The organism is Rathayibacter sp. VKM Ac-2879, assembly GCF_015351245.1.
GTDB lineage: Bacteria > Actinomycetota > Actinomycetes > Actinomycetales > Microbacteriaceae > Rathayibacter.
Genome location: NZ_JADKSO010000002.1, coordinates 708,661 through 733,525 on the forward strand (window position 1 = coordinate 708,661; position 24,865 = coordinate 733,525).

Below are 24,865 nucleotides of genomic sequence, written 5' to 3' on the forward strand. Positions count from 1 at the left end.
GTACGGAGGGGCGACCAAGCACGCCGGTCGCGCGCTGCCCGGGCGTCGCTCACCGGTTCGACAGAGGGTCTTGCCTAGACTCATCGCGTGACCACCAGCCAGCTCGACCCTCTTCTCGGCCGTCTCGTCGACGGTCGATACGAGGTGCGCTCGCGCATCGCGCGCGGAGGCATGGCCACCGTCTACCTCGCCCACGACCAACGCCTCGAGCGCCGCGTCGCGATGAAGGTGATGCACGGGCACCTCTCGGACGACGCGACCTTCAAGAACCGCTTCGTCCAGGAGGCGCGCTCGGCCGCCCGCCTCGCCCACCCCAACGTCGTGAGCGTCTTCGACCAGGGCCAAGACGCCGAGATGGCCTACCTGGTCATGGAGTACCTCCCGGGCATCACCCTGCGCGACCTGCTCAAGGAACGCGGGCGCCTCACTCCCCAGCAGGTCGTCGACATCATGCACTCGGTGCTCTCGGGTCTCGCCGCCGCTCATCGTGCGGGGATCCTGCACCGCGACCTCAAACCAGAGAACGTCCTCCTCGCCGACGACGGGCGGATCAAGATCGGCGACTTCGGGCTCGCACGCGCCGCAACCGCGAACACCGCCTCCGGTCAGGCGCTGCTCGGCACGATCGCCTACCTCTCTCCAGAGCTCGTCACCCGAGGCACCGCCGACACGCGCAGCGACATCTATGCGATCGGCATCATGATCTACGAGATGCTCACCGGGGAGCAGCCCTTCACCGGCGAGCAGCCGATGCAGATCGCCTACCAGCACGCCAACGACTCCGTGCCCTACCCGAGCGCGAGCGTCCCCTCGGTGCCGACCTCGCTCGACGAGCTCGTGCTCTGGGCGACGGAGCGCGACCCGGACATGCGTCCGCGCGATGCCGGCGTCATGCTCGCGCAACTGCTCGAGGCCGAGCGACTCATGGGCATCACGCCCGGCGATCGGCGCGGTGACACGCAGGCCATCGCTCCGCTGCCCGGCTCCGAGCCCGCGACCGCCATCTTCGACGAGCCGACCGCGGGCTACACGAGCGTGCTCGAGACTCCCGAGGGCGGGAGCCTCCTCGCCGAGGCGGCGGAGGACGGCGATGCCGTCGCGCGCCTAGCCGCCAAGCGGCGTGTGCGTCGCCGTCGCGGGGCCCTCCTCGTCGTGGTGATCCTCCTGCTCGCTCTGCTCGGCGGAGGCGCGGCATGGTGGTTCGGCGAGGGGCCGGGCGCGATGCGATCGATCCCCTCCGTCGTAGGACTCTCTCAAGACGACGCGGTCAGCTCCCTCGAGGCTCAGGGCTTCGGCGTCGACCCGCAGTCGACCCCCGACCTCACGACGCCCGCCGGAACGGTGATGAGCACACAGCCGGGGCCGGACGAGAGCGTGAAGAAGGGCTCCGTCGTGACGCTCACGGTGTCGAGCGGGCCCCGGCAACTGCCCGTGCCCTCGCTCGCCGGGCTCCCGCTCGAGAAGGCGCAGGACGCCATCACGAGCGGCTCATTCGCGGTGGGCCAGGTCACCAAGGTCTTCGACTCGGACGTGGACGCGGGAGTCGTCATCTCGGCTTCCCTCCCCGATGGCACGGCCCTGCCCGGAACGATGTCCGAGACCAGCACGATCGCGCTCACCGTGAGCCTCGGCTCCCTCCCAAACGTCGTGGGGCTCTCGGTCGACGAGGCGACGAGCAAGGCGAAGGCGGCCGGGCTCGCGCTCGACCGCAGCGGCGAGGACTGGAGCGACACCGTCGCGGCCGGGATCGTTCTCACCCAGGCGAACCCCGAAGCACCCGCGACGACCGGCGACACGATCTCCGTCGTCGTCTCGAAGGGACCGAAGCCCGTCGAGGTCCCCAACGTCGTCGGCATGACGCGAGATCAGGCCAAGGCCGCCCTCAAGGATGCCGGGCTCTCGTCGAGCTACTCCCTGACGACCCTCGGCCCCCTGATCGACGCCGCCCCCGACTCGATCACCAAGGTCACCAATCAGTCGAACAAGGCGGGCGACTCCGTGCAGCGGGGAACGACGATCCAGCTCTCGATCACGATCACGACCTGACGCCGGGTCGCGGCCTACTCAGACCGCGCCGCCGCGCAGCTCCTCCGCGACCAGGAACGCCAGCTCGAGCGACTGCATGTGGTTGAGACGCGGATCGCAGACCGACTCGTATCGCGTGGCGAGAGTCGCCTCGTCGATGTGCTCCGAGCCTCCCAGGCACTCGGTGACGTCGTCGCCGGTGAGCTCGACGTGGATACCGCCCGGGTGCGTGCCCGCTGCGCGGTGCGCATCGAAGAAGCCCTTCACCTCATCGACCACGTCGTCGAACCGGCGAGTCTTGTAGCCGGTCGGCGTGGTGAGCCCGTTGCCGTGCATCGGGTCGGTGACCCACAGCGGCAGGGCGTCGCTGTTCTTCACGGCCTCCAGGAGGGGCGGCAGCGCGTCACGGATCTTGCCGGCCCCCATCCGGGTGATGAACGTGAGACGGCCGGGCTCGCGATCCGGATCGAGCTTGTCGATCAGCTCGAGCATCGTCTCGGGAGTCGTGGTGGGCCCGAGCTTGACGCCGATCGGGTTCCGCACGCGCGACAGGAAGTCGACGTGAGCCCCGTCGAGCTCTCGCGTACGCTCGCCGATCCAGATGAAGTGGCTCGACGTGTTGTACGGCGTTCCGGTTCGCGAGTCGATCCGGGTCATCGGGCGCTCGTAGTCCATCAGCAGCCCCTCGTGACCGGTGTAGAACTCGGTCCGACGCATGCCCTCGAAATCCGCGCCGCACGCAATCATGAACTTGACCGCGCGATCGATCTCGCGGGCCAGCTGCTCGTACCGCTGATTCTGCGGATTCTCGGTGAAGCCCTTGTTCCAGTAGTGCACGAGGCGCAGATCGGCGAAACCGCCCTGCGTGAAGGCGCGGATGAGGTTCAGGGTCGAGGCGGCCGTGTGGTAGCCCTGCACGATGCGACGCGCGTCGGCGGCACGCGACTCCGGAGTGAACTCGTAGCCGTTCACGATGTCGCCGCGGTAGGCGGGCAGCGTCACGTCGCCGCGCGTCTCGAAGTCACTCGAGCGCGGCTTGGCGAACTGGCCGGCCATGCGGCCCATCTTGATCACCGGCATGCTCGCGCCGTAGGTGAGCACGACCGCCATCTGCAGCACGGTCTTGACGCGATTGCGGATCTGATCGGCCGTCGCCCCCGCGAAGGTCTCGGCGCAATCGCCGCCTTGCAGAAGGAACGCCTCGCCCCGCGCGGCCGCTCCCAGGCGCTCGCGCAGCTGGTCGACCTCGCCCGCGAACACGAGAGGCGGGAGCGCGGCCACCTCGGCAGAGGCGGCCGCGACGGCGTCGGCATCGGGCCACTGCGGCTGCTGCTTGACCTCGAGCTCGCGCCAATAGTCCAGGCCGGCGACCACGGAGGGGGCGGCGAGGACGTACGGCTCGTTCGGATCGATGACCACGGGTTCTTCCTGGTTCGGACGGGCGCTGGTGGCGCACAGAGGTGGCCGCCCGGACGGACGGCACCGCGCACGAGCCTAGCGTCTCGTCGAGCGGGCCCCCGTGTCGACCGGGCGACTCGGGACTCAGCGGCGCAGCGCCGCGCGCTTCTCTTTGACCGACGTCGCATACACGTCGAGGTATTCCTGCCCGCTGAGCGCGAGCAGCTCGTACATGATCTCGTCGGTGATCGAGCGGAGGATGAAGCGGTCGCCCTCCATCCCCTCGAAGCGACTGAAGTCGAGCGGCTCGCCGAAGACGATGCCGATCCGGCCCAGCCGGGGCACACGGCTCCCGATGGGCATGACGCGGGCGGTGTCGATCATCGCGACCGGGATCACGGGAACACGGGCTTCGAGGACCATGCGCGCGACTCCGGTGCGGCCGCGATACATCCGACCGTCGGGGCTGCGAGTGCCCTCCGGGTAGATGCCGAGCGCGTGGCCGCCGGCCAGGACGCGAAGACCCGTGTTGAGCGATGCCTCCGAGGCTTTCCCGCCCGAGCGATCGATCGGCAGCATGCCCGTCGCGGTGAAGAAGGTCTTGGTCGCCCAGCCTTTGAGCCCCTTGCCGGTGAAGTAGTCGCTCTTCGCGAGGAACACCATGTTGCGCTCGATCACCAGCGGCAGGATCACCGAATCGATGAACGAGAGGTGGTTGCTCGCGAGGATGACCCCGCCGTTCGCGGGGACGCGGTCGGCCCCGATCACCCAGGGGCGGAAGACCGTCTTCAGGAGCGGTCCCGCGACGATGTGCTTCATAAACCAGTAGAACATCGAACGACTCCCGTGGCGATCGGTGGTGGCGCGGCCGGTAGTGACGCGGCTCAGAGGGACCCGGCGTGGAAGCGGGCCAGGTCGGCCGCTCCCACGACTCCGGCGTCGTTGACGAGCTCGGCGATGCGGAACTCCGGCTCGGGGTGGTAGCCGCGGGCCGGCAGGTTGTCGAGGTAGGCCTGGCGGATCGGGTCGAGGAGGAGGTCGCCTGCCTGGGCGACTCCGCCTCCGATCACGAACATCTGAGGGTCGAGCACGGCGCTCAGGCTCGCGGCGGCTTCGCCCAGCCAGTGACCGAGCTGACGGAGCGCCGCCAGGGCGCCGAGGTCGCCCGAGGTGATGAGCTCCGAGAGGACGTGGCCGTCCAGCTCACCGCCGTTGCGGGAGCGCGCGTCGGCGATGCCCTGCCCGATCCCGCCGGCGTCGGCGAGCTCGCCCGCGAAGCGCTGCAGGGCACGCCCCGAGCCGTACTGCTCGATGCAGCCGCGCGCCCCGCAGCCGCACGGCAATCCGCCGGGGACGACGCGCAGGTGTCCGATCTCGGCCGCAGCGCCGAAGCCGCCGCGCAGGAGGCGATCGTTGATCACGATCGCGCCCCCCACTCCCGTGCCGATCGTGAGCATCACCATGTCGCTGACCAGACGCCCCGCGCCGTATCGGAACTCGGCCCACCCCGCGGCGTTCGCATCGTTCTCGACGATGATCGGCAGGTCGATGCGCGCCGAGAGCTTTTCGCGGAAGGGCTCATTGCGCCAGTTGATGTTGGGCGCGTAGTAGACGACCGATTGGGAGGCGTCGATGAAACCGGCCGCCGCGACTCCGACGGCACCGATCTCGTCGACCGGACGGCCCTCGCGCAAGCGCTCGACCATGTCGACGACCACGTCGACGATGAGCTCGGGCTGGCCCGCGGGAGTGGGCTGACGGTTTTCGCGCAGGATGGCGCCGAAGTCGTCGACCAGCGCGCCGGCGATCTTCGTGCCGCCGATGTCGATCCCGATCGCGTGCACGCGCCCCGCCTTCCTGTCGCCACCGGCGCGAGCGCGCCTGGGGGCCGCCGTGAGCGACGGCCACCATGAGTGTAGTGATCCGCACGCCCGGACCACCCTCGGACGCGGCGCATCGCTCCGGCGTGCGATGCCTCCTCGCGCCTCTTTCCTGAGCAGATTCACAGCACTAGGGCCGACGGCCGCCACCGCGCGAGTAGGGTGGAGACGACGTTCATTCAGGTGCCGAAGGAGTTGCCGTGGAACAGTTCGATTCGCCGGTGGTCGTGGCCGCCGATCCGCAGGCCAACACCACGGTGCTCTTGCTCGATCGCGTGCGCGAGACCCCGGACCGGGCCCTGTTCGCTCGACCCGACGGCGCCGGGTGGCGCGATGTGACCGCCCGGGAGTTCCTCGACCAGGTCGTCGCGCTCGCCAAAGGCCTCGTCGCGACCGGCCTCGAGCCCGGCGAGAAGGTCGGTCTGATCTGCACGACCCGCTACGAATGGACCCTCGTCGACTTCGCGGTCTGGTTCGCCGGCGGCGTGCTCGTCCCCGTCTACGAGACCTCCTCCCCCGCTCAGGTGCAGTGGAACCTCGCCGACTCCGGGGCGCACATCGTGATCGTCGAGACCCCGGAGCATTTCGCGCGCTTCGACGAGGTGCGCGCCGACCTTCCTGACGTCCGCGCCGCCTGGCAGATCGGGCTCGGCGATCTCGACAAGCTCGCCGCCCGCGGCGTCGACGTGACCGACGACGAGATCGAACGGAGGCGCTCGCTCGCCACCGGCACCGACATCGCGACGATCATCTACACCTCCGGCTCGACCGGCCGCCCCAAGGGCTGCATCATCAGGCACTCCAACTTCGTCGAGCTCAGCCGCAACTCCGCCGTCGCGCTCTCGGACCTCATCCACCAGCCGGGCGCGTCGACGCTGCTGTTCATCACGACCGCGCACGTCTTCGCCCGCTTCATCGCGATTCTCTGCGTGCACGGCGGGGTGAAGGTCGGTCACCAGGCGGATACGAAGCAACTGCTGCCCTCGCTCGGCTCGTTCAAGCCCACCTTCCTGCTCGCGGTGCCGCGTGTGTTCGAGAAGGTCTACAACTCCGCCGAGCAAAAGGCCGAGGCCGGCGGCCGCGGAGGGATCTTCCGTCGCGCGGCCGATGTCGCCGTCGCGCACTCGATCGCCGTCGAGGCGGGTTCGGTACCGCTCGCGCTCCGGCTGCAGTTCCTGCTCTTCGACCGGCTCGTCTACTCGAAGCTGCGCACCGCCATGGGAGGCAACGTCCGCTTCGCCGTGTCGGGATCGGCTCCGCTGGGCAATCGGCTCGGGCACTTCTTCCACAGCCTCGGCATCACGATCCTCGAGGGCTACGGGCTCACCGAAACCACGGCACCCGCGACGGTCAACCGCACTGAGCGCTTCAAGATCGGCACAGTGGGTCCGGCGCTACCGGGCGTCTCCGTGCGCATCGTGGAGGACGGCGAGATCCAGGTGCGTGGGATCGACGTGTTCGGCGGATATTGGAACAACGAGCAGGCCACCGCGGAGGCGTTCGACGGGGAGTGGTTCCGCACCGGCGATCTCGGCACGCTCGACGACGAGGGCTACCTCCGCGTCACCGGCCGGAAGAAAGAGATCATCGTCACCGCGGGAGGCAAGAACGTCGCCCCGGCCGCGCTCGAGGATCCGATCCGCGCCAATCCTCTCGTCGGACAGGTGGTCGTCGTCGGCGATCAGCGCCCGTTCATCGCCGCCCTCATCACCCTCGACTCGGAGATGCTGCCGACCTGGCTGGGAAACAACGGCCAAGACCCGTCGCTGTCGCTCGAGGACGCGGCCGTCAATCCGGCGGTGCTCGCGGAGGTCCAGCGCGCCGTCGACGTCGCGAACGAGCGCGTCTCCCGAGCGGAGTCGATCCGCAAGTTCGTCATCCTCCCCACCGAGTTCACGGAGACGAGCGGACACTTGACGCCCAAGATGAGCATCAAACGCACCGTGATCCTGGCCGACTACGCCGACACCATCGACGCCGTCTACACCGCCGCGCCCGCCACCGAAGGCATCTCGCTACGCTGAACGCCCCTCCGGAGCTGGCCACCACCCTCCCCCGAGCCGGGCAGGAGCGCCTCCGAGACCGGCTCAGAACCAGGGCGCCTCGCGCACGGCCTTCATAGCGGCGCGGCGGTCGTCTTTCGACAGGCGGTCGAGGTAGAGGCGGCCCTCGAGGTGGTCGCACTCGTGCTGCAGGGCCTGGGCCATCAGACCATCGCCCTCCAGGATCAGCTCCTTGCCCTCGAGGTCGATGCCGCGCACCGTCGCGTGGGGCGAGCGGATCGCGGGGTACCAGAGGTTCGGGACCGACAGGCAGCCCTCGTCGACGGGCTGGGGCTCTCCGCTCAACTCGACGATCTCGGGGTTGAGGATGTAGCCGACCACCCCGTCGATGTTGTAACTGAAACCCCGGAGATTCACTCCGATCTGGGGGGCGGCGACGCCCGCGCGCCCCGGAGGGCGGACGGTGTCGACGAGGTCGTCGACGAGAGCACGGATCGCGTCGTCGATCACGCCGATCGAGACGGATGGCGTCGTGAGCACCGGGTCCCCGAAGATGCGGATCTGGCGTTCGGTCATGTAGTGCGCTCCCTCAGGGCCTCCTCCGCTTTCAGGAGGGCGTTCTCGACGATTTCGCTTGCCGCCGGATGCGGCCAGTACTGGCTGCGGGCGAGTCCGTGGATGCCGATGCCGGCACTGGCGGCCTGGACGAGCGGCTGAATGAGGATACTGGCTTGCGGACCCATGATGTGGGCGCCCACGAGGGCTCCGTCGAGGCCGACGACGAGGATGCAGACGCCGGAGTCGTCCTCGAGCGCCCAGCCGAAAGCCGTGGAGCCGTACTCCTGCGTGACCGTGACGATCTCCCGGCCCTCCGCCTGCGCCTCCGCTGCGGTGAGGCCGAAGTGGGCGATCTGCGGGTGGGCGAAGAGCGCGCCCGGCACAGGGCCGAGCGTGTTCGAGAGGAGCTCGCCTGGGTGGCGGAGGTTGTGCGAGACCAGGCGCGCCTCGTGGTTGGCGACATGCTTGAGCTGCCACGGGGAGGACACATCGCCGAGGGCGAAGAGGCCGGAGACGGGGTGCCCGCCGGAGAGGACGCGCTGCTCGGAGTCGACGGCGACACGCCCGTCGGGATGCAGGTCGATCCCGACGGAGGCGGCCGCGATGGTGTCGCTGTTCGCCTGTCGTCCGAGGGCGACGAGCACGAGATCGGTCTCGAGAGTGGAGCCGTCGTCGAAGGCGAGCCGGAGCGCTTCGCCGCGCGAGTCGATGCTCTCGACCGACACTCCGGTGCGCAGCTCCCAGCGCTCACGCGCGAGAGCGGTGAACCGGCGCGCGATGCCCTCGTCGAGCGCTCGGAGGAGACGGTCGCCGCGGACAGCGACGGTCACGGCCACGCCGAAGGCCGAGAACACGTGCGCGAACTCGACCGCGACCGCACCGCCGCCGAGGATGACCATCCGCTCGGGGAGCTCGTCGAGTCGCATCACCGAAGAGGAGTCGTGGATCCGCGGGTCGGGATCGTACGCCGCGAGGAGCGGTCGAGGTCGGGATCCGGTGGCGACCACGACCCGGGGGGCGCTGATCCGGGTTCCGCTCGCACTCGCGAGCACGTGCGGCCGGGTGCCGTCGCCGAGGGACTCGAAGCCGAAACTCTCGCGCAGCACCGTCACGCCGGGTGAGCGCTGATCTCGGTACTCGAAGCCGCCCTGACTGATCGCGTCCGTGCGTCCGAACACGCGGTCGCGCACCTCCGCCCACTCGGGCCTGTCGAGTCGGGCATGAACGCCGATCCGCGCTCCGTCGTCGACGGCGGTCACGACGTCGGCGACATGCACGAACATCTTCGTCGGGATGCAGCCCGCGTTGAGGCACGTGCCGCCGAACCACTCTCCGTCGTCGAGGATCGCGACCCGTCCGTCATCGAACTCCGGCCCGACGAGGGAGTTGCCCGAGCCCGCGCCGAGGATGATCAGATCGAACTCGAGAGCGCGCTGACTCTCGTCCTCGTCAGGCACGCCGGATCGGCATCCCCTCGACGACGAGCGCCGCGAGCCTCCTCGCCGCCTCCTTGGTGCCGGGTCGAAGCTGCTCCCACGTGACGACCGAACCCGCCGCGAGCACCGGGTCGTACGGGATGCGGACGATCTCGCGCACCCGTGAGCGGAAGTGCGACTCGATCTCCTCGAGCTTCACCAGGCTCGTCCCCTGCGTGGCGGTGTTGAGGGCTACTACCGCGTTGCGCACGAGCGAGCCGTAACCGTTCGCATCGAGCCAGGTGAGGGTCTCGGAGGCGAGGCGCGCCTCATCGACGCTGCCGCCGGACACGATCACGACGGTGTCGGCGCGCTGCAGCGTCGCTCGCATGACGGAGTGCACGATGCCCGTCCCGCAATCGGTGAGCATGATCGAGTAGAAGCGTTCGACGAGGTCCGCGACGACGTTGTAGTCGTCCTCGTCGAACGCCTCCGAGAGCTGCGGGTCGGTGTCGGAGGCGAGCACATCGAGCCGGGTGTCGTCGCGCGACACCATGGTCGAGAAGTCGGTGAAGCCTGTGACACCCGCTGCACGGTTCACGACATCTCGCACCGTCGCGCGCGTCTGCTTGGGAACCCGCTCCGCAAGAGTGCCGCGGTCGGGATTCGCATCGACGGCGATGATGCGGTCCTCCCGCGAGTCTGCCAGCGCCATGCCGAGGAGGGTCGTGACCGTGGTCTTGCCGACGCCCCCCTTGCGCGTCATCACCGGGACGAAGCGCGTGCCGCCCTCGAACTGCCGTCCGATGCGCTCGTCCATCTCCTTCCACGCACGGACCTTGGCGGAGTCTCCCAGGTTGACCGTGTGGAAGGTGAGGCCGTAGAGGAAGCGGTTCCATCCGCCCGTCGGCGCCGGGCGGGTCTTGCGGTTCACCTCAAGCAACCGGTCGGGGGTGAGCATCGAGGACGACTCGGGAGCCGAGCCGTCCGTGATGCCCGACTCCGCCCGGAGGCGGGCTCGGCGCGTCACACCGTTGCGAGCTTCGCCGCCAGCGTGTTCGGGGACCGGAGCGGCACCCCGTCCGCGCGGGCGCTCCCCCGTGTCGTCCGGCAGGACCGAGACTTCGCCGTGGCTCGCTGAGCCCGCGGAGACGGGACGGACAGCGCCCGGAACCTCGGCCGGCGCCGGCTCGACGGAGACGCTCGATCGAGGTCCGGGAAGCCCCAGCCGCGCGACGTCGACAGACTCCTCGTCCTCGAGGGGCGCAGGAGCGCTCGAGCGTCGGACGGGACCTGTGGCCTGACCGAGGCGAACGCCGTCGGGGAGGACGGTCGGTGCCGTGTCGCTCGCTCGCGGCGCGTACTGCGCGGAGTCCCGGGCCGCGTCGAGAGCGGTCCGGGGCGTGGGGCCCGTGTCGGGGTGGTCGTCGTTGCGCTCATCCATGCGAACGAGCCTCCTTCCGCTTCACGTCAGTGTATCGGCGGGCCTCTGTCGCGTGCCGTGGCCTGGGCAGCCTCCGCCGCGCCTGGTAGAGGTCTCGGGGCGAACAGAGGCGCGTGGAATGGCTCCGAGAGCCGGCACGCAGGGAACGGTTAGGTTCTGCCACCTTGGGGAACGTAAAGTAGTCAGCCATGCATGTACTCAGCGTGAGCTCCCTCAAGGGCGGCGTCGGCAAGACCACGGTGACCCTCGGCCTTGCATCCGCGGCGTTCTCGAAGGGCCTGCGAACGCTGGTCGTCGACCTCGATCCGCAATCCGATGTATCGACCGGCATGGACATCAACGTCGCCGGGCATCTCAACATCGCCGATGTGCTGACCTCCCCGAAAGAGAAGATCGTGCGCTCCGCGATCGCGCCGTCGGGATGGACGAAAGAGCACCACGGCACGATCGACGTGCTGATCGGGAGCCCCTCAGCGATCAACTTCGACGGCCCACACCCGAGCATCCGCGACATCTGGAAGCTCGAGGAAGCGCTCGCGAGCGTCGAGGCCGACTACGACCTCGTGCTCATCGACTGCGCACCCTCCCTGAACGCCCTGACCCGCACGGCGTGGGCGGCGAGCGACCGCGTAGCCGTCGTCACCGAACCCGGCCTGTTCTCGGTGGCCGCCGCCGATCGGGCGCTCCGTGCGATCGAGGAGATCCGTCGCGGGCTCAGCCCCCGCCTCCAGCCCCTCGGCATCATCGTCAACCGGGCGCGCGTCCAGTCGCTCGAGCACCAGTTCCGGATCAAGGAGCTGCGCGACATGTTCGGCCCGCTCGTGCTCAGCCCGCAGCTGCCCGAGCGTACCTCCCTCCAGCAGGCGCAGGGCGCCGCGAAGCCGGTGCATGTGTGGCCCGGCGAGAGCGCGCAAGAGATGGCGCACAACTTCGATCTGCTGCTCGACCGGGTCATCCGTACGGGTCGCATCGGCGAGCAGCTCCCCGCAGCCACCTGAGGCGACGCGCGCCGGCACGTCCTCGGATGCGTCGGCCCTGCGCGTGCTCGACGGCACATGCCGTCGGGCGGTGCGCCCGCGTCAGCCGACGCGGCGGGAGGCGCGGCGCTGGGCCAGCTCGTCCGTCGGGTCGACGGAGTGGTGGTCGAGGTCGACGAGGCTCGACTCGACCTCGCGGAGGACCTTGCCCACCGCGATGCCGAACACACCCTGGCCGCGGCTCAGCAGATCGATGACCTCGTCGTCCGAGGTGCACAGGTAGACGCTTGCACCGTCGCTCATGAGCGTGGTCTGAGCGAGGTCGTCGACTCCTGACTCGCGCAACTGGTCGACGGCCGTACGGATCTGCTGGAGGGAGATGCCGGTGTCGAGGAGGCGCTTCACGAGCTTGAGGACCAGGATGTCGCGGAAGCCGTACAGGCGCTGCGTGCCCGAACCGGCGGCTCCGCGGACAGTGGGCTCGACGAGCGCGGTGCGGGCCCAGTAGTCGAGTTGACGGTAGGTGATCCCCGCCGCGCGGGCGGCTACGGCACCACGATAACCCGCGTCGGCGTCGAGCTCGGGAAGGCCGTCGGTGAAGAGGAGGAGATCGCGCGGGCCGCTGACGTCGCGGCTGACTTCTCTCATCCCTGTGCCTTCCGGATCCGAACGCCGGATGCTCCGAACGCGTTCCCTACCGTACCGACCGCGGCAGGCTGAGTAAACGACATCCGCCCCTCGGTCGCGGCGTGTCGTCGGTCGCCTCGCTCGGCGACATGAAGGCAGCGCGCACCGTGGCTCACGAGCGCCCGATCCGCGTCAAGGCACTGCGGACCATCGCCCCGCGGATCGTGCCGAGCTGGGCGGCGAGACCGATCGCGTTCTCGGCCGCGCCCGCGGATCCGGAGGCCCCGCCGCGACGCGCGCTCGAGGCGACGACGCTCTCGATGAGCGCCATCTCGCGCTCGACCGCCACCCGGAGCGGACGCAGGTGCCTCGGCTCGATGCCCGAGCGACCCAGCTCGACGAGCGCCTTGAGCGTGGTGACCGCCTCGTCGCCGAACGTCTCGCCGCCGCGGACGAGACCGGCCGCGATCGCCTCCTGCACGAGAGCGGGGCTCGCGCCCGCCTCCCTCGCGAGCCCGTCACGACTGAGACGCGTGGCCGGTGCGAGCAGGGAAGCGGAGGGGCCGCCGACCCCCGCCGGAAGGGCCGGATCGCGACCCGCGTCGACGTCGTCGAGGTAGCTGCGGATGACCTTGAGCGGGAGGTAGTGGTCGCGCTGCAGCGCCAGGATCATCCGCAGCCGCTCGACGTCGGAGCCGGAGAACTTGCGGTAACCCGACTCGGTCCGTGCGGGCGACACGAGCCCCTGCTCTTCGAGGAAGCGCAGCTTGGAGGGGGTGACGTCCGGGAACTCGTTCGTCAGCCGCGCGAGCACTTGGCCGATGCTCAGGAGGGCGGCGGAACCCGTCGGGAGGACGCGGGCGGCGGAGCGGCCCACGGTCTACGCGTTGCCTGCGGCGACGAGGTCGGCGCGGGACGCGTAGAAGGTGAGGCGAAACTTGCCGACCTGCACCTCGGAGCCGTCGGTGAGGATCGCGGACTCGATCCGCACGCCGTCGAAGTAGGTGCCGTTGAGGGAGCCGAGGTCGTGCACCTCGAAGGAGGTCCCGCGACGCACGAACTCGGCGTGCCGACGCGAGACGGTGACGTCGTCGAGGAAGATGCCGGCCTCGGGGTGGCGGCCCACCGTCGTCGAGTCGCTGTCGAGGAGGAATCGGGCGCCGGTATTGGGGCCGCGTCGGACCACGAGGAGAGCCGAGCCCGAGGGCAGGGCAACGACGGCCTCCGCCTCTTCGCGGGAGGCTCGGTTGTCGAGGGCGGCAAGCTGTGCACCGATGTCGTCGGTGAACGTCAGCGTCGTCTCCGTCGACGGCTCGGCGGGAACGGGATTCTGCGGGGTGGATGATGCTCCACTGACGGGCTCGGCCAAGACGTACCTCCTACCGGCCCAGCGTATCCGAATCGTGACCCACTCCGGACGACCGTTCGCCTCCTCGAACCCCCAGGACGAGGTGACGGGTTTGGATCGCATAGACGATCCCCGCCCACCAGTAGAGGAACGCCCCCCACAGCGCGAACGCCCACGCGAGCGGGAGGGAGCCTGGCGCGAGATCGGGGAAGGCCTGGCCCAGCATGATGAGCGGGAGGGCGTAGAAGAGGCAGAACGTCGCGAATTTTCCCAGGTGGTGGACGGGAAGCGGGCCGTAGCCGTGGTTGGCCAGGATCACCGCGAGAACGATCAGCAGGAGGTCGCGCGCGAGCAGCACGGCCACCAGCCACCAGGGGACGAGACCGCGGGAGGCGAGCCCGAGGACCGTGGCGAAGATGTACAGGCGATCGGCGGCCGGGTCGAGGAGGCGGCCCAGGCGCGTCATCTGGTCGAAGCGGCGCGCGATCCAGCCGTCGAGGTAGTCGGTGAGGCTCGAGGCGACCAGGGTCAGCAGTGCCAGGGCATCCTCGCCGCTCACGACGAGCACGAGGAACATCGGCACGAGCGCCAGACGCACCATGCTCAGGACGTTCGGCACCGTCCAGATCCGGTCCTCGCCCGTGCGCTTCACGCGCAGCCTCCGCACCACGATCGTCGCCTCAGCGCTTGTCGCGCCAGACGCGCTCGAACGGGAGGCGCCACGCGTGCGGCGCGATCAGCTGGTGGATCGCGTTGGGACCCCACGAGCCCGGCGCGTACAGGCGAACGGGAGGCGGGTCCTGCAGGAGCGGCGCGGACACCTCCCAGAGGCGCTCGATGCCCTCGGCCGTGGTGAAGAGGGTGTGGTCGCCGCGCATGGCGTCGAGGATGAGGCGCTCATACGCCTCGAGGGCGTCGCCCGCGCGATCGGTCTCTTGCAGCGCGAACTGCATGCTGAGCTTGTCCAGACGCATGCCCGGTCCGGGGCGCTTGCCGTAGAACGACAGCGAGACCTTCGAGGCGTCGGCAAGGTCGAAGGTGAGGTGGTCGGGGCCGTGCGCGCCGACTCCCGAGCCCTGCGGGAACATGCTCTTCGGAGGCTCGCGGAACGCGATCGAGATGATGCGCTGCCCCTCCGCCATGCGCTTGCCGGTGCGGAGGTAGAACGGCACTCCCGCCCAGCGCCAGTTGTCGATCTCGCACTTGAGGGCGACGAAGGTGTCTGTCTCGGAGTCGGCGGCGACGCCCGGCTCCTCGCGATAGCCGATGTACTGGCCGCGCACCACGTTCTCGGGGTTGAGCGGACGCATCGAGCGGAAGACCTTGTTCTTCTCCTCGCTGATGGCCTGCGGCTCGAGCGCCGTGGGCGGCTCCATCGCCATGAAGGCGAGCACCTGGAAGAGGTGGGTGACGACCATGTCCTTGTAGGCGCCGGTCGACTCGTAGAACTCGGCGCGACGATCGAGCGTGAGACGTTCGGGGATGTCGATCTGGACGTGGTCGATGAAATTGCGGTTCCAGATCGGCTCGAACAGGCCGTTCGCGAAGCGGAAGGCGAGGATGTTCTGCGCCGGCTCCTTGCCGAGGAAATGGTCGATCCGGAAGATCTGCTCCTCGCTGAAGGTCTCGTGGAGCTCGGCGTTGAGCACCACGGCGCTCTCGAGGTCGACGCCGAAGGGCTTCTCCATGATGATGCGCGACCGTTCGACGAGCCCCGCCTCGGCGAGCATGCGCACGACCGAGAGCGCCGCCTTGGGCGGCACGCTGAGGTAGTGCAGGCGGCTGACGTCCGGTCCGAGCACCTTCTCCGCCTCTGTGACGGCGCGCGCGAGCGCCCGCGGGCCGGCGGACTGCGGGACGTAGCGCAGCTTCGAGGCGAACTCGTCCCACTGCGCGGACGTGAGCGAACGGCTGCCGAACTCGTCATAGGCGAGCTTGGCGAAGGCACGGAACGACTCGTCGTCGTGCTCCTCGAGCGAGGTGCCCACGATCTGCAGATCGGGAGCGAGCGAGGAAAGAGCGAGATGCGCCATCCCCGGAATGAGCTTGCGACGGGCCAGGTCGCCGACGGCGCCGAAAAGGACGACCACGTGCGGGGCCGCTTGCTCGGACTGGACGGCGGGGGCGGGAGGCTGAGGGGTCGAAGTCACCCCTCGATCATTCCAGCTCCGCCTTCGAGACGAGGTGCTTTGCCCCGATCGAGGGAACCCGCCCCGTCACGGTGGCCGCGATCGTGACGTGCGCGTCATCCGCACGAGACGCGCCGCCGCTAAGGTCTCTCCCGTGCCTCCGTTCTCCGACGCGTCCGCCGCGACCGCAGCACCCGCCTCCACCACCGCCTCCACCGGCTCCGCCGACGGGACGACCGCCCTCGTGCTCGATGACCGCATCCGCGGCGACGTGCACCTGCTGGGCGAGCTCCTCGGCCAAGTGCTGCGCGAGTCGGGAGACCCGTCGCTCTACGACGACGTCGAGCGCCTCCGCGCGCTGACGATCAGCGCCTACGACAGCGGTCGCTCGGAGGAGATGGCCGAGGCGGAGCAGTTCGTCGCCTCCCTCTCCCTCGAGCGCGCCGAGGAGGTGGCACGGGCCTTCACCTGCTACTTCCACCTCGTGAACGTGGCCGAAGAGTTCCATCGCGTGCGTGTCCTCCGCCGCCGCGAGGCCGACGCGGGAGCGCAGTCGCCGGAGGACTCGATCACCGCGTCGATGCGCCGGCTCACCGAGGAGCTGGGCGAGGACGAGGCGTTCGAGCGTCTCTCGCGACTCGAGTTCCGTCCCGTGCTCACGGCGCACCCCACCGAGGCCCGCCGCCGCGCGGTGGCCTCCACTATCCGACGCATCAGCGACCTCCTCGAGCAGCGCGACGATCCGCGCATGGGAGGAGTCGTCCTCGTCGAGATCCGTCGCCGCCTGCTCGCCGAGGTCGACACCCTGTGGCGCACGGCGCCGCTGCGCGAGTCGAAGCCGACCCCGCTCGACGAGGTGCGCACCGCGATGAGCGTCTTCGACGAGTCGCTGTTCTCGGTGCTGCCGCGGGTCTACCGCCGGCTCGACGACGCGCTCCTCGGCGACGCCTCCGGCACGCGGGCGCCACGAGCCCCCGCCTTCGTGCGCCTGGGCACCTGGATCGGCGGCGACCGCGACGGCAACCCCTTCGTCACCGCCGAGACCACGCTGGAGGCGGTGGCGATCGCCTCCGAGCACGTGCTCATCGGGCTCGAGCGCGTCGCCCGCCGCGTCGGACGCGCTCTGACGCTCGACGGTGCGACGACTCCCCCGTCCGCGGCCGTCGAGGCGCTCTGGGCCGCCTGCACCGAACGCGCACCCGAGCTGACCGCCGAGATCGCCGAGCGCTCGCCCAATGAGGCGCACCGCCGCGTGCTCCTGTTCGCGGCCGACCGGCTCGCGGCGACCCGGTCGGGAGGTGCCCTGGCCTACTCCTCCGCGAGCGAGCTGCTGGGCGAGCTGCGCACGCTCCAGGAGTCGCTGGTCGCGGCCGGTGACGTCCGCGCCGCGTACGGCGACCTGCAGGACTTCGTGTGGCAGCTCGAGACCTTCGGCTTCCATCTCGCCGAGATCGAGGTGCGCCAGCACTCGAAGGTGCACCGCGAGACGATCGCGGCGATCAGGGCGGGAGGCGAGCTCGACGAGCGCAGCCTCGAAGTGCTCTCGGTGTTCCGGACCATCGCGGCCGTGCAGGAACGCTTCGGCACAGCCGCCGCGCGACGCTACATCGTCTCGTTCACCCAGTCGGCCGACGACCTGCGCACCGTCTTCGAGCTCGCCGAGGCGGCGACCGACGGTGCGCCGCCGATCATCGATGCGATCCCGCTGTTCGAGACCTTCGCCGACCTCGACGCGTCGACCGACATCCTCGCCGAGATGATCCGCCTCCCCCAGGTGCAGGCCCGCCTGGAGGCGACCGGCAACCGTCTCGAGGTGATGCTCGGCTACTCCGACTCGTCGAAGGACGTCGGACCCGTCTCGGCAACGCTCGCGCTCTACGACGCGCAGGCACGCATTGCGGCGTGGGCGGAGGCGGAAGGCATCATCCTCACCCTCTTCCACGGACGCGGCGGCGCCCTCGGCCGCGGCGGCGGACCGGCGAACCGCGCCGTCCTCGCCCAGCCGCCGGGATCGGTGGACGGCCGCTTCAAGCTCACCGAGCAGGGCGAGGTCATCTTCGCCCGCTACGGCAACCCGGACATCGCCACCCGGCACATCGAGCAAGTGGCGGGGGCGACGCTGCTCGCGTCCTCTCCCGCGGTCGGCGAGCGCAACGCGGGAGCCGCCGAGCGGTTCGCCGAGGTCGCCGCAACGATGGACCGCGAGTCGCGCCGCCGCTTCTTCGAGCTCGTCAAGGCCGACGGCTTCGCGCCCTGGTTCGCCCGCGTCACCCCGCAAGAGGAGGTGGGTCTTCTCGCACTCGGCTCGCGCCCGGCCCGGCGCGGCCTCTCGGTCGAGTCGTTGGAGGATCTCCGCGCCATCCCCTGGGTCTTCGCGTGGACGCAGGCCCGCGTCAACCTCACGGGATGGTTCGGTCTCGGCACCGCGCTGGAGGCCGTCGGCGACCTGGAGCTGCTGCGGTCGGCTTACGCCTCGTGGCCGCTGTTCACGACGATGATCGACAACGTCGAGATGTCGCTCGCGAAGACCGACGAGGGCATCGCCCGCCGGTACCTGGCGCTCGACTCCCGCGAGGACCTCGCGGGCCTCGTGCTCGACGAGATGGAGCTGACGCGGCGCTGGGTGCTCTCGATCACGGGCGAGGAGAGCCTCCTCACGGGCCACCGCGTGCTCGGTCGGGCCGTGCGCCTGCGCACCCCCTACGTCAACGCGCTCTCGCTGCTGCAGTTGCGCGCCCTGCGCGCGCTGCGCACCGACCCCGGCGGCTCGGGGACCGAGCAGAACCAGCGGCTGCTTCTCCTCGCCGTCAACGGTGTCGCGGCGGGTCTGCAGAACACGGGCTAGTCCTCCCCGCCCGAGAACGACGGAACCCCCGGTGACCTCGCGGCTGCCGGGGGTTCTGTCACGGTCGAGCGGATCAGGCCTGCGGAGCCGCATCCGCCTCCTGCGCGGCTTTCGCCTCCTCGTACTGGCGGCGCACCTCGGCCATGTCGAGGCCCCGGACCTGCTCGATCAGAGTGTCGAGCGCGGGGGCGGGCAGTGCGCCGGGCTGGGCCATCAGCGGGATGCCGTCGCGGTAGACGACGAGGGTCGGGATGGACGAGATGCCGTAGCTCGCGGCCAGCTGCTGCTGATCCTCCGTGTCGACCTTCGCGAAGGTGATGTCGGAGTTCTTCTCGCTGGAGGCCTCGAAGACCGGGGCGAACTGACGGCATGGGCCGCACCAGGCGGCCCAGAAGTCGATCAGGACGATGCCGTCCGAGACGGTCTGGTCGTGGGAGTCGAGAGTCATCGTGGTCGTAGCCATGACGAGTCCAACCCCTGCACGATCGGCGCTATTCCCCGTCGGCCGCCGCGTCGAGCAGGCTCAGCAGCGCCATCGGTCCGAGCACGGAGGCGCCCAGCGCCTCGACACGAGCGATCAGCCCGCGGTCGGCGGTCGCCACCGTCGCCGGCCCGTCGAGAGAGGAGACGAGCGCCAGGATCGCGTCGTCCCCCGAGCCCTCGGCCGATTCGATCCGCACCCTCGAGTCGGGTTCCGCCGTGGCCGCCGCGGGCCGTGCTGCACCCTCGAGGACGACGACGATGCTCGGCCACACCGTCTCGGCGTCGATGCCGAGGGCATGGCCTGCAACACCGGCCCGGGCGAGCGCAGTGACGGCCCGCAGGAGGCGTTCAGCGGCCCCGGCGCGATCGCGCCACCAGCCGTCGGGGCGGGATCCGACGACGTTCGCCGCGTCGACGACAAGGACGGGGAGGGCGGAGTCGGCCAGCCGGAGCGCAGGCCACGCGGCGGCGAAGCCGGGGTGCAGGGGCAGTTCGGCGACCGCCTCCGGGCGGACCCAGCGCAACTCACGACTCTCGGCGTCGCCGATGCGAGGCTCGAAGTGCTCACGCGATCGGGCGAGCACCGTGGTGTAGCTCCAGGGGCCGATCGCGACGACGCTCGAGAGGATCGGGACGACGAGCACCGCCGGGACTCCCGCCTCCTCGGCCGACTCGCGTAGCGCGGCCTCGAACGCCGATTCCTCCGGATGGCGCGCGCCTCCCGGCAGCCCCCAGGTGTCGCCGAAGTGGCTCCAGCCGACGCGATGCTGAAGGAGCACACGGCCGGAAGGATCGCGCAGCAGCAGCCCGGCAGCACCGAAACGCCCCCAGAACCGGCGGCCGCCACCGACCTCGACCCACCCATCGCCGAGCGCGGCGTCGTAGGGATGACGCGGGAGGGCGGCGCCGTCGCCGCTGTCACTGGTCATACCCCCAGCCTCCCACATGGGCGATGGCGCACCCGACGTGCGGGCGACTGGCAGAATCGGACGATGCGCTCGAGAGCACTGCCCCTCGCGACGCTCGCCTGGCTGGCGGTGATCGCGCTGATAACCCTGCTCCCCGCGCCATACCCCGCCGGTCAGCCCAACGACGTCGTCCTCGCCATCATCGCCTTCCTCGGCTCGACGCCCCTCACAGGATGGTTCGATGTCGAGGTGGCCGAGTTCACCGCCAACGTGCTGCTGTTCGTGCCGCTCGGGGCGCTCGTCGCGGCACAACTTCCCCGACGCTACCGGCCGACGGCGGCGCTGATCGGGCTCGCAGTGTCGGCCGCAGTCGAGACGGCACAGCTGCTCTGGCTGCCCACCCGCGTGGCCGACGTCCGCGATCTGTGCTCGAACGGACTCGGCTCCCTCCTCGGAACACTCCTCACGATGGCGCTCGCGCGCACGTCGACCGCTCGGCGCGGTTCCTAGACCTGCCCTCGCCCGACCGCTCTGCCTGGCGGGAGGCGGTCGACACGGCCGTCACCCGGCATCCGCGCGTGCCGGAAGCGATGGTGAAGACGATCCTGGCCCGCGGAGCGGAGGGCGAGGATCGGCCGACCGGCGTGGCTGGTCTCGAGCGCACGCGACGCCGCACCGGTCCGCGCCGTCGACGGAGTCGACCGCCGCGTCGATGCCACACCTGTCCGCCCGGATCGACGCGGCGCTCCCGGCGCGCTGGTCCGGGGCGGGCCTGCCTTCAAGAGAGGCCGTCGACGTCGGCCGGACCGCGCGAGATCAGGCCGCCCCGCACGTGCTGAACGGTCGGATCCAGCTGCACCGGCTCGCGCTGATCGGCCGCCTCGTCGTTGATGACAGCCGAGACGATGCCGCGCCAGTCGGTCCCCTCGGCGAGAGCCTCCTCCGAGCCGACACGTCGGGACACGAAGACCGCCTCTGACTCCTCTCCCGCGTGCGAGATGACCGCGAGCACACCGACGACTCGACCGTCGGGACGCTCGATCTGCCATTCCTCGTGACCCGAGGGCAGAAGGACGAACTCGACGCCTCCGTGCTCGAAGCCCGTCGGTCGCAGCTCCGACGGTGACCCGCTCTGCGGAGGAGCGCCGCGCGTCGCCACGCCCGTGCCCTCGCCGCTCACGGTGCTCATACCCACGTCGGCGGGGGTGCCTGCGGCGCCGAGGGAGTCGTTCGAGGCGACCATCCCCTCGTCGTCGTTGTTGCGGAGGGAGTCGCCGCGCGCGGCTCCCCCGGTGATGTCGTCGTCTCGGTTCATGGGAGCCTCCGGGTCGGCGGTCCGAGCGGACCGCATGGTCGGTGCGGCGGGGCCGCTTCGTACACTGGACGGATGCAGATTCCGGTGACCGGCTCCGTGCGGGTGGATGCGTGGCTGTGGGCCGTGCGGGTGTACAAGACACGGTCGGCGGCGACCGCCGCAGCGCGGGCCGGCCATGTCCGGGTGAACGGCGAGCGCGCGAAGGCCGCGCAGACCGTGCGGGTCGGCGACGAGGTGCGTGCCCGGATCGCCGGCGTCGACCGTGAGCTCGTCGTGCGCGGACTCGTCGTGAAGCGTGTGGGCGCGCCGGTCGCCGCCGAATGCGTCGAGGACCGTACCCCTCCGCCTCCCGCGCGCGAGGAGGCTCCCGCCGTCATCGTCCGCGACCGTGGCGCCGGGCGCCCGACCAAGCGCGATCGCCGCGAGATCGAACGCCTCCGCGGATTCTGACTCACCGCCTCCCGGATCACGATCTCAGGGGGCGAGGGCGCGCAGGCGCTCGAGGAGCCCCTCCGCCGCCTCGTCGAGGAAGCGCTGCTGGAGCTCGTCGCCGACCTGGACGAGGGCGATGTCGGTGAAGCCGGCCTCGATGTAGGGGACGACGCTCTGCGCGAGGTCGTCGAGGTCGGGACCGCAGGCGATCTGCTCGGCGACGTCCTCCGGCCGGACGAACTGGCTGGCACCCGCGAACCCGGCGGGAGTCGGCAGATCCGCGTTGACCGACCATCCTCCCGCGAACCAGCGGAACTGCTCGTGGGCGAGGGTCACCGCCTGCTCCTTGTCGGGCGCCCAGCAGATCGGAATCTGCCCGATCGAACGGGACGGGGCGGCGTCGATCCCTCGAGCCGCGGTCCACTGCGAGATCAGCTCGGCGTCAGGCTCCGTGGTGATCAGGTGATCGCCCAGCGGTGCGAAGCGCTGGATCGACTTGTCGCCCGAGACGGCCAGGCCTATCTGCACGGGCTTTTCGGGGAGGTCCCAGATGCGGGCAGAGTCGACGCGGAAGTAGTCGCCCTCCCAGGTCACGAGCTCGCCCGTGTGGAGCTCGCGGATGAGGTGCACCGCCTCCTCGAGCATGTCCTGGCGGACGGCGACCGAGGGCCAGCCCTCGCCGACCACGTGCTCGTTCAGGTTCTCGCCCGAACCCAGGCCGAGGGTGAAGCGGTCGTCCGAGAGGATCGCGAGGGTTGCCGCCTTCTGCGCGACGACGGCCGGATGGTAGCGGATCGTCGGTGCGGTGACATAGGTCATCAGGTCGATGGTCGACGTCGCCTGTGCCACGGCACCCAGAAGGGTCCAGGCATAGGAGGCGTGCCCCTGCTCGGTCAGCCACGGGGAGTAGTGGTCGCTCGAGACGGCGAACTCGAAGCCGAGCCTCTCGGCATCGACCGCGTAGCCCACCAGCTGCTTGGGTCCGCTCTGCTCGGTCATCAGGGTGTAGCCGAATCGCACCATCGTCCGTCCTCATTCCACTCGTCGTGACGTGCCCGGAGGCACGCCCTCATGCTGAGCGCCGACGACCCGCGGCGGATAGCCCCTTGTCCCGGCACGGAGGCACGGCTAGACATCCGCGCGGCCACGACCTCGATGTCGATCGACGTCTTTCTCCCGCTCGCGTGGCCGGTGGAATGAGGAGATCTGAGCCGCTGGCCTACCGAGAGCTCCGTGACCCGATGCGGTTCAGCCAGTCGCGGATCACAGCACCGGTGACCTCGGGTTGTTCGAGGTGGACGTTGTGGCCTGCGCCGTCGAGCACGACAAAACTCCCGCGCGGGTAGTGATCGCGAAGACGCAAACCGTCCTCGTAGCCCACGACATCGTCCTGTCGTCCGAACACGTGCAGCGTCGGTGCGGTGAAGGCCTCAGGATGCTCGAGCTCCGGCAAGGCCGGGAGCGCGTAGTCAGCGCTGATGCGGTCCATCACCGTCGTGTCAGCGCCTCGGATGCCGGGCAGCACATATCGCTCGAACGCGGCGAACGCGGCGGCGTCCTGGATGACGCTGACCTCCTCGAACGCTGCTCGGGCGTCGCCAGCTCGTTCGAGAACTCCCGCCTCGCTGGAGACGATTGTGCGGGCTGGAAGATCCCGATCCACGTGCACCGGCTCCACCACACTGGCGAGAGTCGCGAGCCCCAGCACCCGTTCCCGGCGCTCGTGGGCGACGTACCGGGCGATCATGCCTCCGAAGGAGCTCCCGATGATCGCGAAGGGTTCGTCTCCCAGGTGCTCGTCGATCTCGGCGAGCACGCCCACCGCAACCTCGTGGGCGCTCGACGCAGTCGACCGCCCAGCTACCCCCTCCGCCCAGGGCAGATCCAGATACACGCGCCGCCACGGTGCGTGCTCCGTCATCTGCTCCAGAGGAAGCATGATGCGGTGGTCGACGCCGAACCCATGCACGGCGACGAGAGGACAACCAGAGCCAGACTGACGAGCGATCACTGATCGAGAGTACGTGTTCTGCCAGCGCCAACGACGCCGCGTCCTTCAGCGAAGGCTCCCGCGAGGGCGGACGACCGGCTGGCTGGTGCGCCCCAGCCACCCGGAGCAGCCGAGCTCACGGCGTCCGAGCGGCGGGCAGGTGCGTTCGCAGCGAAGGATCAGCCGTGTTCACGACGAAGCCCGGGGTTGGGCAGCCTCTCCTGCCTAGCGCTCGCCAGACGGCGGTGCTTGCATGGCCCTCATGTCAACCGTGTCTGCGTCTGCGCCTTCTTCCCCACGAGCGGAGCCGCACGACGGCGCGATCTCGGGCCGGTTGAACTGGTTGCGGGCGGGCGTGCTCGGAGCGAACGACGGCATCGTCTCGGTCGCGGCTCTCGTCGTGGGCGTCGCCGGCGCGACGACGGCGACCGCTCCGATTCTCACGGCGGGTGTCGCAGGTCTCGTAGGGGGAGCGATCTCGATGGCGCTGGGCGAGTACGTGTCGGTAAGCAGCCAGAGCGACAGCCAGCGAACGCTGATCGCGAAGGAGCGCGCCGAGCTCGCGGACGATCCTGCCGGTGAACTCGAGGAGCTCGCCCAACTGTATGAGGCGCGCGGTCTGAGCCGGGAGACGGCGCGGCAGGTCGCCCGGGAGCTGACCGACAACGATGCTCTGACGGCGCACCTCGAGGCGGAGCTGGGATTGAACGAGGAAGCGGTCGCCAGCCCGCTGACGGCGGCCGGTGCTTCAGCTCTGGCGTTCTTCCTCGGGGCCGCGCTCCCCCTGCTGGCGATCCTGCTCCCACCGGCGGACCTGAGGGTCCCCGTGACCTTCGCCGTCGTGCTGATCGCCCTTGCCGCGACCGGCTTTCTCAGCGCTCGCATCGGCGGCAGCCCTGTCCTTCGCCCGATGATCCGCATCGTCGTCGGCGGTGCTCTGGCCCTCGCTGTGACGTTCCTGATCGGATCGCTGCTCGGCACCTCCGGCGCGGTCTGATGGCGCGGATCCTCGTCATCGACGATCACCCGCAGAGGGGTGCGCTCGTCGAACCGGGGCGGCGCGAGGACGACTACGACGTGCATCTCGT

The 24,865-nt window shown here is 70.0% G+C and carries 23 protein-coding genes; 7 read left to right on the plus strand and 16 right to left on the minus strand.

The genetic code is table 11. The features are described from left to right. Positions 1-87 precede the first annotated feature (87 nt). On the plus strand, positions 88-2,046 hold the full coding sequence (gene pknB / locus ITJ45_RS08325) for a Stk1 family PASTA domain-containing Ser/Thr kinase (protein ID WP_194607871.1): 1,959 nt from the start codon (positions 88-90) through the stop codon (positions 2,044-2,046). 18 nt (positions 2,047-2,064) lie between these two features. Here the strand turns inward: pknB and ITJ45_RS08330 are convergent, their stop codons facing one another. The 3 genes from ITJ45_RS08330 to ITJ45_RS08340 form a co-directional block, all read right to left on the minus strand. Further along, positions 2,065-3,399: a class II 3-deoxy-7-phosphoheptulonate synthase gene (locus ITJ45_RS08330; RefSeq protein WP_194609021.1), complete on the minus strand. Its 1,335-nt coding sequence runs from the start codon at positions 3,397-3,399 to the stop codon at positions 2,065-2,067. 168 nt (positions 3,400-3,567) lie between these two features. After that, entirely contained in the window at positions 3,568-4,257 is a 690-nt protein-coding gene (locus tag ITJ45_RS08335; RefSeq protein ID WP_194607870.1) for a lysophospholipid acyltransferase family protein, read from the minus strand. Positions 4,258-4,307: 50 nt separating this feature from the next. Further along, positions 4,308-5,267, minus strand: a complete 960-nt coding sequence (locus ITJ45_RS08340; protein WP_194607869.1) for an ROK family glucokinase — start codon at positions 5,265-5,267, stop codon at positions 4,308-4,310. Positions 5,268-5,503: 236 nt separating this feature from the next. Here ITJ45_RS08340 and ITJ45_RS08345 point away from each other — a divergent pair, with 236 nt between their 5' ends. Next, positions 5,504-7,327: an AMP-dependent synthetase/ligase gene (locus ITJ45_RS08345; protein WP_194607868.1), complete on the plus strand. Its 1,824-nt coding sequence runs from the start codon at positions 5,504-5,506 to the stop codon at positions 7,325-7,327. 63 nt (positions 7,328-7,390) lie between these two features. Here ITJ45_RS08345 and def read toward each other — a convergent pair whose 3' ends face one another. Genes def through ITJ45_RS08360 form a run of 3 tightly spaced genes read right to left on the minus strand, consistent with a single transcriptional unit; the run spans position 7,391 to position 10,723 of the window. After that, positions 7,391-7,882, minus strand: coding sequence for a peptide deformylase (gene def, locus ITJ45_RS08350; RefSeq protein ID WP_194607867.1), 492 nt, complete (start codon positions 7,880-7,882; stop codon positions 7,391-7,393). Further along, complete coding sequence (locus ITJ45_RS08355; RefSeq protein ID WP_194607866.1) at positions 7,879-9,321, minus strand: mycothione reductase; 1,443 nt, start codon at positions 9,319-9,321, stop codon at positions 7,879-7,881. The genes def and ITJ45_RS08355 overlap by 4 nt, the downstream gene beginning before the upstream one ends. Next, positions 9,314-10,723 (minus strand): MinD/ParA family ATP-binding protein, encoded by a 1,410-nt coding sequence (locus ITJ45_RS08360; protein WP_194607865.1) that lies wholly within the window; start codon positions 10,721-10,723, stop codon positions 9,314-9,316. The genes ITJ45_RS08355 and ITJ45_RS08360 overlap by 8 nt, the downstream gene beginning before the upstream one ends. A 188-nt stretch (positions 10,724-10,911) precedes the next feature. Here ITJ45_RS08360 and ITJ45_RS08365 point away from each other — a divergent pair, with 188 nt between their 5' ends. Further along, entirely contained in the window at positions 10,912-11,721 is an 810-nt protein-coding gene (locus ITJ45_RS08365) for a ParA family protein (protein ID WP_194607864.1), read from the plus strand. An 81-nt stretch (positions 11,722-11,802) separates the two neighbouring features. Here the strand turns inward: ITJ45_RS08365 and ITJ45_RS08370 are convergent, their stop codons facing one another. From ITJ45_RS08370 to zwf, 5 genes are all read right to left on the minus strand, one after another. Continuing rightward, the gene (locus ITJ45_RS08370; RefSeq protein WP_194607863.1) at positions 11,803-12,348 is read right to left on the minus strand and encodes a MerR family transcriptional regulator; all 546 of its coding nucleotides are present in this window, start codon (positions 12,346-12,348) and stop codon (positions 11,803-11,805) included. Positions 12,349-12,499: 151 nt separating this feature from the next. Next, on the minus strand, positions 12,500-13,204 hold the full coding sequence (locus tag ITJ45_RS08375) for a MerR family transcriptional regulator (protein WP_194607862.1): 705 nt from the start codon (positions 13,202-13,204) through the stop codon (positions 12,500-12,502). Between the two features lie 3 nt (positions 13,205-13,207). Then, positions 13,208-13,696 (minus strand): FHA domain-containing protein, encoded by a 489-nt coding sequence (locus ITJ45_RS08380; protein ID WP_416365281.1) that lies wholly within the window; start codon positions 13,694-13,696, stop codon positions 13,208-13,210. A gap of 10 nt (positions 13,697-13,706) precedes the next feature. Then, complete coding sequence (locus ITJ45_RS08385) at positions 13,707-14,276, minus strand: CDP-alcohol phosphatidyltransferase family protein (protein ID WP_194609019.1); 570 nt, start codon at positions 14,274-14,276, stop codon at positions 13,707-13,709. Between the two features lie 79 nt (positions 14,277-14,355). After that, positions 14,356-15,825 carry a glucose-6-phosphate dehydrogenase gene (zwf, locus tag ITJ45_RS08390; RefSeq protein WP_194607861.1) on the minus strand — a complete coding sequence of 490 codons (1,470 nt, stop codon included), beginning with the start codon at positions 15,823-15,825 and terminating at the stop codon, positions 14,356-14,358. Positions 15,826-16,048: 223 nt separating this feature from the next. On the opposite strand from zwf, the gene ITJ45_RS08395 reads away from it, so the two are divergent. Further along, entirely contained in the window at positions 16,049-18,649 is a 2,601-nt protein-coding gene (locus ITJ45_RS08395; protein WP_194609015.1) for a phosphoenolpyruvate carboxylase, read from the plus strand. A 73-nt stretch (positions 18,650-18,722) separates the two neighbouring features. Here ITJ45_RS08395 and trxA read toward each other — a convergent pair whose 3' ends face one another. Together trxA and ITJ45_RS08405 are read right to left on the minus strand one after the other, a co-directional pair. Beyond that, positions 18,723-19,112, minus strand: coding sequence for a thioredoxin (gene trxA, locus ITJ45_RS08400; RefSeq protein ID WP_194607860.1), 390 nt, complete (start codon positions 19,110-19,112; stop codon positions 18,723-18,725). Between the two features lie 28 nt (positions 19,113-19,140). Further along, the gene (locus ITJ45_RS08405; protein WP_194607859.1) at positions 19,141-20,061 is read right to left on the minus strand and encodes an NUDIX hydrolase; all 921 of its coding nucleotides are present in this window, start codon (positions 20,059-20,061) and stop codon (positions 19,141-19,143) included. Positions 20,062-20,124: 63 nt separating this feature from the next. Between ITJ45_RS08405 and ITJ45_RS08410 the strand changes: the two genes are divergently transcribed. Beyond that, positions 20,125-20,550 (plus strand): VanZ family protein, encoded by a 426-nt coding sequence (locus ITJ45_RS08410; protein ID WP_194607858.1) that lies wholly within the window; start codon positions 20,125-20,127, stop codon positions 20,548-20,550. Positions 20,551-20,818: 268 nt separating this feature from the next. On the opposite strand, the gene ITJ45_RS08415 is transcribed toward ITJ45_RS08410, so the two are convergent. Continuing rightward, entirely contained in the window at positions 20,819-21,355 is a 537-nt protein-coding gene (locus ITJ45_RS08415) for a hypothetical protein (protein ID WP_194607857.1), read from the minus strand. A gap of 72 nt (positions 21,356-21,427) precedes the next feature. Here ITJ45_RS08415 and ITJ45_RS08420 point away from each other — a divergent pair, with 72 nt between their 5' ends. After that, positions 21,428-21,805: an RNA-binding S4 domain-containing protein gene (locus ITJ45_RS08420; RefSeq protein ID WP_194607856.1), complete on the plus strand. Its 378-nt coding sequence runs from the start codon at positions 21,428-21,430 to the stop codon at positions 21,803-21,805. A 24-nt stretch (positions 21,806-21,829) separates the two neighbouring features. On the opposite strand, the gene ITJ45_RS08425 is transcribed toward ITJ45_RS08420, so the two are convergent. Beyond that, positions 21,830-22,810, minus strand: a complete 981-nt coding sequence (locus ITJ45_RS08425) for a TIGR03557 family F420-dependent LLM class oxidoreductase (protein ID WP_194607855.1) — start codon at positions 22,808-22,810, stop codon at positions 21,830-21,832. Positions 22,811-23,006: 196 nt separating this feature from the next. Beyond that, positions 23,007-23,798, minus strand: a complete 792-nt coding sequence (locus tag ITJ45_RS08430; RefSeq protein ID WP_194607854.1) for an alpha/beta fold hydrolase — start codon at positions 23,796-23,798, stop codon at positions 23,007-23,009. A 241-nt stretch (positions 23,799-24,039) separates the two neighbouring features. On the opposite strand from ITJ45_RS08430, the gene ITJ45_RS08435 reads away from it, so the two are divergent. Continuing rightward, complete coding sequence (locus ITJ45_RS08435; protein WP_228493603.1) at positions 24,040-24,774, plus strand: VIT1/CCC1 transporter family protein; 735 nt, start codon at positions 24,040-24,042, stop codon at positions 24,772-24,774. Positions 24,775-24,865: the final 91 nt, after the last annotated feature.

What these genes read in the sequence shown, in the direction of transcription:
- ITJ45_RS08435 (WP_228493603.1), top strand. Translation starts at nt 24,040, where the DNA reads ATGTCAACCGTGTCTGCGTCTGCGCCTTCTTCCCCACGAGCGGAGCCG.
- ITJ45_RS08360 (WP_194607865.1), bottom strand. Translation starts at nt 10,723, where the DNA reads ATGGATGAGCGCAACGACGACCACCCCGACACGGGCCCCACGCCCCGG.
- def (WP_194607867.1), bottom strand. Translation starts at nt 7,882, where the DNA reads ATGACCGAACGCCAGATCCGCATCTTCGGGGACCCGGTGCTCACGACG.
- ITJ45_RS08415 (WP_194607857.1), bottom strand. Translation starts at nt 21,355, where the DNA reads ATGAACCGAGACGACGACATCACCGGGGGAGCCGCGCGCGGCGACTCC.
- ITJ45_RS08385 (WP_194609019.1), bottom strand. Translation starts at nt 14,276, where the DNA reads ATGGTGCGTCTGGCGCTCGTGCCGATGTTCCTCGTGCTCGTCGTGAGC.
- ITJ45_RS08410 (WP_194607858.1), top strand. Translation starts at nt 20,125, where the DNA reads ATGCGCTCGAGAGCACTGCCCCTCGCGACGCTCGCCTGGCTGGCGGTG.
- ITJ45_RS08370 (WP_194607863.1), bottom strand. Translation starts at nt 12,348, where the DNA reads ATGAGAGAAGTCAGCCGCGACGTCAGCGGCCCGCGCGATCTCCTCCTC.
- ITJ45_RS08405 (WP_194607859.1), bottom strand. Translation starts at nt 20,061, where the DNA reads ATGACCAGTGACAGCGGCGACGGCGCCGCCCTCCCGCGTCATCCCTAC.
- ITJ45_RS08335 (WP_194607870.1), bottom strand. Translation starts at nt 4,257, where the DNA reads ATGTTCTACTGGTTTATGAAGCACATCGTCGCGGGACCGCTCCTGAAG.
- ITJ45_RS08365 (WP_194607864.1), top strand. Translation starts at nt 10,912, where the DNA reads ATGCATGTACTCAGCGTGAGCTCCCTCAAGGGCGGCGTCGGCAAGACC.
- ITJ45_RS08425 (WP_194607855.1), bottom strand. Translation starts at nt 22,810, where the DNA reads ATGGTGCGATTCGGCTACACCCTGATGACCGAGCAGAGCGGACCCAAG.
- ITJ45_RS08420 (WP_194607856.1), top strand. Translation starts at nt 21,428, where the DNA reads ATGCAGATTCCGGTGACCGGCTCCGTGCGGGTGGATGCGTGGCTGTGG.
- trxA (WP_194607860.1), bottom strand. Translation starts at nt 19,112, where the DNA reads ATGGCTACGACCACGATGACTCTCGACTCCCACGACCAGACCGTCTCG.